This window comes from Mycobacterium sp. (assembly GCF_032162105.1).
In the GTDB taxonomy this organism is placed as follows: Bacteria; Actinomycetota; Actinomycetes; order Mycobacteriales; family Mycobacteriaceae; genus Mycobacterium.
In genome coordinates, this window is the sequence record NZ_JAVRPS010000424.1 from 1 (window position 1) to 7,653 (window position 7,653).

Annotated in this window: 8 protein-coding genes; 2 read left to right on the plus strand and 6 right to left on the minus strand. The window is 64.9% G+C overall.

From position 1 onward, the window contains the following. Positions 1 to 135: 135 nt before the first annotated feature. Positions 136 to 1,221 (minus strand): aldo/keto reductase, encoded by a 1,086-nt coding sequence (locus tag QOC69_RS21510; RefSeq protein ID WP_526443347.1) that lies wholly within the window; start codon positions 1,219 to 1,221, stop codon positions 136 to 138. Positions 1,222 to 1,313: 92 nt separating this feature from the next. Here QOC69_RS21510 and QOC69_RS21515 point away from each other — a divergent pair, with 92 nt between their 5' ends. Continuing rightward, positions 1,314 to 1,721, plus strand: coding sequence for a MarR family winged helix-turn-helix transcriptional regulator (locus QOC69_RS21515; protein ID WP_526443349.1), 408 nt, complete (start codon positions 1,314 to 1,316; stop codon positions 1,719 to 1,721). Positions 1,722 to 1,759: 38 nt separating this feature from the next. Here QOC69_RS21515 and QOC69_RS21520 read toward each other — a convergent pair whose 3' ends face one another. Next, positions 1,760 to 2,539 carry a hypothetical protein gene (locus QOC69_RS21520; RefSeq protein WP_526443351.1) on the minus strand — a complete coding sequence of 260 codons (780 nt, stop codon included), beginning with the start codon at positions 2,537 to 2,539 and terminating at the stop codon, positions 1,760 to 1,762. A gap of 467 nt (positions 2,540 to 3,006) precedes the next feature. On the opposite strand from QOC69_RS21520, the gene QOC69_RS21525 reads away from it, so the two are divergent. Further along, positions 3,007 to 4,266, plus strand: coding sequence for a flavin-containing monooxygenase (locus QOC69_RS21525; protein ID WP_526443353.1), 1,260 nt, complete (start codon positions 3,007 to 3,009; stop codon positions 4,264 to 4,266). A 42-nt stretch (positions 4,267 to 4,308) separates the two neighbouring features. Here QOC69_RS21525 and QOC69_RS21530 read toward each other — a convergent pair whose 3' ends face one another. The 4 genes from QOC69_RS21530 to QOC69_RS21545 all read right to left on the minus strand — a co-directional run bounded on the left by QOC69_RS21530 (position 4,309) and on the right by QOC69_RS21545 (position 7,636). After that, positions 4,309 to 5,475: a M20 family metallopeptidase gene (locus QOC69_RS21530; RefSeq protein ID WP_526443355.1), complete on the minus strand. Its 1,167-nt coding sequence runs from the start codon at positions 5,473 to 5,475 to the stop codon at positions 4,309 to 4,311. Continuing rightward, positions 5,472 to 6,143, minus strand: a complete 672-nt coding sequence (locus tag QOC69_RS21535) for a DUF1028 domain-containing protein (protein ID WP_526443357.1) — start codon at positions 6,141 to 6,143, stop codon at positions 5,472 to 5,474. The genes QOC69_RS21530 and QOC69_RS21535 overlap by 4 nt, the downstream gene beginning before the upstream one ends. Beyond that, entirely contained in the window at positions 6,140 to 6,568 is a 429-nt protein-coding gene (locus QOC69_RS21540) for a RidA family protein (protein ID WP_526443359.1), read from the minus strand. Before QOC69_RS21540 ends, QOC69_RS21535 begins: the two co-directional genes overlap by 4 nt. Positions 6,569 to 6,715: 147 nt before the next feature. Further along, the gene (locus tag QOC69_RS21545; protein WP_526443361.1) at positions 6,716 to 7,636 is read right to left on the minus strand and encodes a LysR substrate-binding domain-containing protein; all 921 of its coding nucleotides are present in this window, start codon (positions 7,634 to 7,636) and stop codon (positions 6,716 to 6,718) included. Positions 7,637 to 7,653 lie beyond the last annotated feature (17 nt).

Sequence of the window (7,653 nt, forward strand, 5' to 3'; positions counted from 1 at the left end):
TTCCAGAGGAACGCGATCACCGCGCAGACGAACGAGCTGGTCAAACTGCAGCAGGACGATGACGGCATGGGCTTTGACGTCGTCGAAATAATGTGCGCCGGTTGAGATGCCGATCCATTCGGCCAACGGCTGGCGTCAGTAGGGCTGGTCACCTTTGGGCATGACGAATTCGGAGACTGGCCCGGCGACACCGTTGACCGTCGTTCCGCCGTTGGTGATGCCAGGGGCCATTGGCAGCATGCTCTGCGGGAATCCGAACGTTGGCTCGGTGAGTGCGTTGAGCCGGGCCAGTTCCTCGGCGGTGAGCTTCACATCGAGAGCGCGGATGTTGTCCTCGAACTGCGAAAGCCGACGCGCACCGATGATGATCGACGTCACGGCCGGCTGCGCATGGAGCCAGGCCAGCGCCACGCTGGCGACGTTGGTCTCGTGTTCCTTGGCGATGATCTCGAGTTCGTCGACGACCTCGTAGGTCTTCTCGTTGAGGAACCCCTCCACCAACGCGGCGCGATCGGACGTGTTTTGGCCGGCGTTGCTTCGCGTGTACTTGCCGCTGAGCGCACCTCCGGCGAGCGGCGACCACGGCGTGATCCCGAGGCCGAATTCGCCGGCCATGGGAACCAGGTCTTGTTCGACGGTGCGTTGCAGCAGTGAGTACTCGATCTGCAGGCCGATGAACGACGACCAGCCGCGGAAACGCGCGGTGAGATTTGCTTCGGCGATCTTCCACGCCGGGGTGTCCGACACGCCGAGATAGCGCACCTTGCCGGCACGAACGAGGTCGTCGAGTGCGGCCATCGTCTCCTCGATGGGAGTGTTGGCATCCCAGATGTGTAGCCAGTACAGGTCGATGTAGTCGGTCTGCAAGCGCCGCAACGAGTTCTCGCAGGCGCTGATCAACGACTTGCGGCCCGAGCCGCCGCCGTTGGGATCACCCGGATACAGGTTGCCGCTGAACTTGGTGGCGATCACCAAGCGATCGCGGCGTGCGGCGTGGCGCCCAATGTGGTCGCCGATGATCTTTTCGGAGTGGCTCTTGGTGTAGAAGTTGGCGGTGTCGATGAAGTTCCCACCGAGGTCGACGAACCTGTCGATGATCTCTTGGGACTCCCCCACGCTGGAACCCCAGCCCAAGTCTTCACCGAACGTCATCGCTCCAAGGCACAGTGGGCTGACGCGTAGACCGGATCGTCCGAGTGTCACGTAGTGATCCAATGGCATGCGCGGTCTCCTTCCGGGTGGTAAGTTGTACACTTATGCGCTTGTTTATTTCTGAACTAGTTTACCTCTGAACGATCTGGGGTGCAAGGTCGATGTCAGTCGAGGATGCGGCGAAGATCTGGTCGCTGAACTATCGCGTGCTGCTGTCAGTGATCGCGTCCGTCGAGACCGACGTCACCGCGTTGGGGGTCGACTCCAAGGAGCTGTTCCTGCTCGCCGAGATCGACGAGCATCCCTACCCTGCCGAGCTGGCTGCGACGCTGAGCATGCCGAAGGCAACGGTGACGCTCTACCTGAAACGACTTGAGGCCGCCGGTTTCGTGAGCCGCGAGATCGACCCCGCCGATCTGCGGCGCCATCGCCTGCAGCTCACCCCCGCCGGGCGTCGAGCAACCAACGACGGCCTCGCACTGCTATCGGACGCGTTCGGCAAGCGCCTGGAACGTCTCACCCGAGTCCAACAAAGGGAACTCAAGGACCTGCTCGAACAGATACTTTGACGTCCGTCGAACCCGACTTCCGCGGCAAGCCAACAGGGTCAGCCTAGGCTCAACCACCATCCGTACAGGCTGTCGAGGTCTGCTCCCTGGACGTCGCCGAGCAGCAGTACGTCGTTCTTCGTCCACATCAGGTCGGGCACGTTGTTGCGGGTTCCGCAGGCCAGCGACCCGGCACTGAAGGCCGGCGTGGCGTCGTAGTGCCAGGAGCGCGGCGTGTCGATGCTGCCGGGGCATTGCGAAACCGCTGCCTCGTTGACGCCATCCTGGAATTGGCTGGCCAGTGAGTTCGCGTCGGCGAACAGCGAGAAGCGCGCGCTCGCCGGCCCACTGGCCTGGTCCAGCTGGCCGCAGTCCACCGTTGCAAGCGCCTGTGGGCTCGGGTTGGCGGACGGCCCGCACAAGGTTGAGTTATAGCCCGGTGGCAGCACGCTGTAGAGCTTGTCCAGAGGCGAGGGCGCCGGCGGGGTCTCGGTGGCGGATGCCAGCGGGGTCTCGGTGGTGGATGCCAGCGGGGTCTCGGTGGTGGATGTGGACGTCGATGTGTCGGTGGGTGCGGCGGGTGCCGTCGATGTGGCGGAGCTTGGCGGCGTCGGTGGCGTGCTGAATATCGTGCTGGTAGTCGAGATGGTCGACGTGGCAACATTTTTGACCGATATCACCGAAGGCCCCGGTGTACCACTGAGCGCGACGCCAAGGGTGCCGAGGGCGACGAGAGCGGCGAGGGCGATGGCACCCGCAAACAGCCGTGTCTTGCCCGTGCGGCGCGCCGGGCCACCGGTCACTAGTGGTTCGTTCAGTTGTCGAGGGACGGCACCCATCGTCATCACCTTTCGCCCGGACCGGCAGTAACGGGTCACTCATTCGGGGTCGCCATGAGACGACCGCGCCGGCACCGATTGGCTGGCACCACCAGTGAGGCTAATGTCCTGGTGGGCTTGGTAGAGGTAATTAGAGTGATTCAGCGAACAAAAGGTGGGTTCACCAGTTGTTTGCTCGACCGGCATGAGGCCGTGTGCCTGGGAAAGCGGGTGCCCGGGATGAAAACCGACGCCGAAGTCGAGTCTCGGCACCAGTATGGCCGGGAGTCCTCAGACATAAAACGCAAATATCCGGCGCAGAACATCGATTTTGCAGATGACCAATTCTCGGTCCCTTGCATCGATAGATCAGAAGTAGAAGCACAGAAACATCTGTTGGACAGGAGCATTGCTGCCGACGGAGGATTCGAGGACGCGTGAACGCGCATCGGAACAGTCCAGGTCTGCGGTTCGGAGTGGAGGTTGGTATGTCGAACCACGAGGTTGAGGTCCTCGTCGTCGGCGGTGGCCAGGCCGGCCTTGCGATGAGCGAGCATCTGAGCGCCTCCGGCGTGCCGCACCTCGTCGTGGAGCGGCACCGCATCGCCGAGCGTTGGCGTTCGGAGCGCTGGGATTCCCTCGTCGCGAACGGACCTACCTGGCACGACCGCTTTCCCAACCTGGAATACTTCGACCTCGATCCCGATGCCTTCGCCTCCAAGGAACAGGTCGCGGACTACTTCGTCGCCTACGCGGAGAAGATCGCCGCGCCCATCCGGTGCGGAGTCGAGGTGACGTCCGTGAAGAAGCACCTCGGCCAGCCGGGCTTTCGCGCGGAGACGACTGATGGAACCGTCGATGCACGCTTCGTCGTTGCCGCGACCGGACCGTTTCAGCGGCCCGTCATCCCGCCGATCGTTCCCGACGGCGCGATACCCCTGCAGATCCACTCCAGCGGCTACCGCAACCCAACGCAGCTACCCGACGGCGCCGTCCTCGTGGTCGGGGCCGGATCGTCGGGCGTGCAGATCGCCGACGAACTCCGGCAGTCGGAGCGGCGCGTGTACCTCTCCGTCGGCCCGCACGACCGCCCCCCGCGACGGTATCGCGGTCGCGACTTCTGCTGGTGGCTCGGTGTCCTGGGCCTGTGGGACGCCGAGACCCCTCCCCTGGGAGCGGAGCACGTCACGATCGCGGTCAGTGGAGCGCACGGCGGACACACCGTCGACTTCCGCGACCTCGCCGCTCGTGGCATCGAGCTCATGGGCCTGACCGCTTCATACGAGAGCGGCACTTTACGTTTCGCGTCGGACCTCAGCTCGAACATCGCCAGCGGCGACGCCAACTACATGTCACTGCTCGACGAGGCCGACGCCTACGTCACACGCAACGGTCTCGATCTCCCCGAGGAACCGCAGGCCCGCATTCTGGGACCCATTCCCGCGTGCGTCACCGATCCACTCCTCGAACTCGACCTGGCTGAGGCGGAAGTCAGCTCGATCATCTGGGCGACCGGCTTCGCCACCGACCACAGCTGGCTGCAAGTCGATGCGTTCGACGAGAGCGGCAAGCCGAAGCACCGACGGGGCGTGTCGTCTGAGCCCGGCGTGTACTTCCTGGGGCTGCCATGGCTGTCGCGGCGCGGATCGAGCTTCATCTGGGGGGTCTGGCACGACGCCAAACATCTTGCCGATCACATCACGACCCAACGCGGCTACCTCGCCAACGGGAGCACTGAGCACGCATAGCGAAATGAGAGTTGGTCGTCTCGGTTTTCGTCGCTGACGCGCTCAATCCTGGACATGGCCCATCAATCGCTGTCGGGCCGAGCCGTCGGAGGCAACGTCCATCACCGTCAGGGCCAGGACCAGTGCGCCTTGCATCGTCGCTCGGTCTGCTGCCGGGGACGCGGCCGCGGCGGCGAACTCGGGTTGGTGGTTGACGGCAGGCAGCGAGTCGATCCCGATGTAGGGGTGGATCGCCGGGATGACCTGCGAGACGTTGCCCATGTCCGTTGACGCCCGGTTCATCAAACTGTCTGCGCCGGTGGAGAATTGGCGGCCGAGCTGTTCGGCCCGCTGCCGGTACGCGCTGAGCAGACGTTCGTCGTTGCGGAACTCGGAGTACGGCTTGCTTTCCGGTTCGATGGTCAACTCGCAGCCCGTTGCGAGTGCCCCCGCGGCAAAGCAGCGATGGATGCGTGGCTCCAGTTCCTCGAGTTGGCTCAGCGTTTGCGCTCTCACGTACCAGCGGCCCTCTGTCCGTTGGGGTATCGCATTGGGTGCCTCGCCGCCGCGGGTCGTCATGCCGTGAACCCGAACGTCGGACGGGAGTTGTTGGCGGAGAAGCCCGATCGCAACCTGGGCGATGGTGAAGGCGTCGGCGGCGTTGATGCCACGGTCGGGGTACGCCGCCGCATGCGCGGCCTTGCCGTCGAAGGCGATGTGGCTGTGCGATACGGCGTAGGGCTCGGCTCTTGCGACGTCGACGGGACCCGGATGCACCATCGCCGCGGCGTGCACCCCGGCGAACGCACCCCTGTCCAGCATCTCGATCTTGCCGCCACCGCCCTCTTCTGCAGGCGTCCCGAACACTGACAGCGTGATGCCGAGATCGTCGACGAAGGGACCGAGTGCCAAGGCCGCGCCGGTCGAGATGGCCGCGATGACATTGTGTCCGCACGCATGGCCCAGGCCGGGCAGTGCGTCGTACTCGGCGCACAGGGCCACGTGCAGCGGCCCGCTTCCCCGGTGGGCGCGAAACGCCGTGGACAATCCGACGTAGTCGGTCTCCACGGTGAACCCCGCGTCGTCGAGCTCAGCTGCCACCCTCGCCGCCGATACGTGTTCTTCCCAGCCGATCTCGGGATGGCGATGCAAATCGTGGGACAGCTTCAGAACGCGATTCTGGGACCTGTCCCCCAAGGCCAGGATCGACTGCTCCAGCGTAGGGCTCACAGATCACCCGGCACGCCGTAGGACGGCGCCTGGGTCGGGTCCAGCCCACGGGTCCGATAGTCCTGTTTCTGGGGTGCCCACACCCTCCAGAGACGCCGGAGTTCGCCCCCCGGGTCGTCATGCCAATCGACCCGCAGATCGGTGACCGGCCAAGGCACGTCTTCGACCACTTGCAGGCCGGCGCTGTGCACCGGCCCAGCCTCGCCGCCTGCGACGAAGGCCGCGGCGAGACCGTCGAGTAGTCGCAGTTCCAGCTGCCGGGCCGCCGAGTTGGTGAAGCCGGAAAGCAACGACTCGATGACCCGCTCGTCGCGCAGCATGTTTCCTGCTGCCGCAGCGTTTTTCGTCTGCACGTGGTGTGTGATCCCCAGCGCATGCTCGCCGGTGTGAACGGCGGTGTTCCCGCGAGCGTCGACGACGACGAGCTGCCGATACGCGCGATGGTGTTCGGAAGCCAGCGCGGTGTCGAGCGCTTCTGATGCATCGAGGTCCGAGGCGAGCGCGTCGAGCGCGATGTTGCCCAGCGCGGGATTGGTCACGTTCTGGCTGGCTACGGCGCCCACGCCGGCGCGCAGGTGAACGCAGCGTGAGGCAACGGCCGGACTCGACGAGCAGATCACCATGCCGAACGCGCCCGATTCGTCGCGGACCGCAAGCGAGAACGTCACGCGGTGCTCGCCGGATCGGCGATCACCGCGGTGGCATCGATCTCGACGAGCCACTCGGGTCGGGCGAGGGCGGAGACGACGAGCCCGGTGGAGACCGGGTGCACGCCCTTGAGCCAGCGGCCCATCACCCGGTACACCGGTTCGCGGTAGCGGATGTCGACGAGATAGACCGTCACCTTCACGATGTCCTGCAGCGTGCTACCGGCTTCCTCGAGCAACATGGAGATGTTCGCCATGGCCTTTTCGGCCTGCGCTTCGACGTCGCCGATGCCAACCGATTCCCTGGTGTCGAGGTCCTGACCAATCTGACCGCGCAGGTAGACCACACCCCCGGCGACGACGGCCTGGGCCAGGTCGTTGTCGAGGTTCTGCTCGGGATAGGTGTCGCGGGTGTTGAACGGCCGGATCCGGATGTGGTTGCCCATCAGTGTCCATTCGCGAGAGGGTGTTTCGGACGTGTGGCATACATCGTCGGACGCTCACCCGGCATCTGTAAAACATTGATAACTGACATGGCACATATGTAGAAATGATGACGCCGCTGCGCGCGGTTCGCCGAGTCCAGGGCCGGGTTAACGCGACCCGTCCGTGGCGAAGATCGTTCGGGCAGCTTCCTCTATTGCACGCGCCCTCGCCGTGACCCGTACGACGTGCGCCCGCGCGATGACGATCGGCAGTCCGGGCGCATCGCCCCGGATCGGGACCGCGACGACCTCGCCTCCGTCGTAGGTGCCGTGATGCGCTGGTTCCTGATTCAGGATCGAGAAGCCGTGCCCGCGTGCGACCATCCCGCGGACCGTCTCGTAGCTCGCGGATCGGTAGTGGATTCGGGGCTTCACCCCCGCGTCGACCAGAATCTTCTCGAAGTAGTCGCGACTGTCCGGCAGGTCGAGCAGCACCATGGGTTCGGCGGCCAGGTCGGCGAGGTCGAGTTCGGCGGATGCGGCGAGGGGGTGATCGCGCGCGAGCGCGACGTACGGACGGGCGATGTGGAGGACTTCTGTGTCGATACCCGGGCCAAGCCCGAGGTCGTAGGTCAGCGCTACCTCGGCGGTGCCATTCCGCAGCACAGCGCGAACGTCGTCGGCCTGGGTCTCGACGACCTCGACTTCGAGATCGGGATGGTTGGAGCCGAGCTCGGAGATGAGGCGGGGAAGGATGAACGGGGTGAGGGTGACGAAGCACGCGATGCGGATCCGACCGCGAATCTGGCCCGCCTGACCGCTCGCGGAATCCAGGACCTCGTCGAGGTGCTCGAGCAGGGCCCGCGTGTCTCGCAGCATCTCCTCACCCGCGGTGGTGAGAACGAGCCCGCGAGCGCGTTGCCGAATGAACAGCTGGGTTCCGATTTGGTGCTCGAGCTGTGAGACCGCCGCCGAGACCGCGGACTGCGCGATCCTCAGCTCATCGGCAGCCTTGGTCATGCTGCCGTACGTCGCTGCCTTCACGAAGTACCGCAGCTGAGTCAGCGTGACATCGGGCTGACGAGGCACTCAACCACTCCTAGCTA

Bases quoted from the DNA above. Each gene is read 5' to 3' on its own strand.
- QOC69_RS21510 (WP_526443347.1), bottom strand. From the start codon at position 1,221: ATGCCATTGGATCACTACGTGACACTCGGACGATCCGGTCTACGCGTC.
- QOC69_RS21515 (WP_526443349.1), top strand. From the start codon at position 1,314: ATGTCAGTCGAGGATGCGGCGAAGATCTGGTCGCTGAACTATCGCGTG.
- QOC69_RS21520 (WP_526443351.1), bottom strand. From the start codon at position 2,539: ATGGGTGCCGTCCCTCGACAACTGAACGAACCACTAGTGACCGGTGGC.
- QOC69_RS21525 (WP_526443353.1), top strand. From the start codon at position 3,007: ATGTCGAACCACGAGGTTGAGGTCCTCGTCGTCGGCGGTGGCCAGGCC.
- QOC69_RS21540 (WP_526443359.1), bottom strand. From the start codon at position 6,568: ATGGGCAACCACATCCGGATCCGGCCGTTCAACACCCGCGACACCTAT.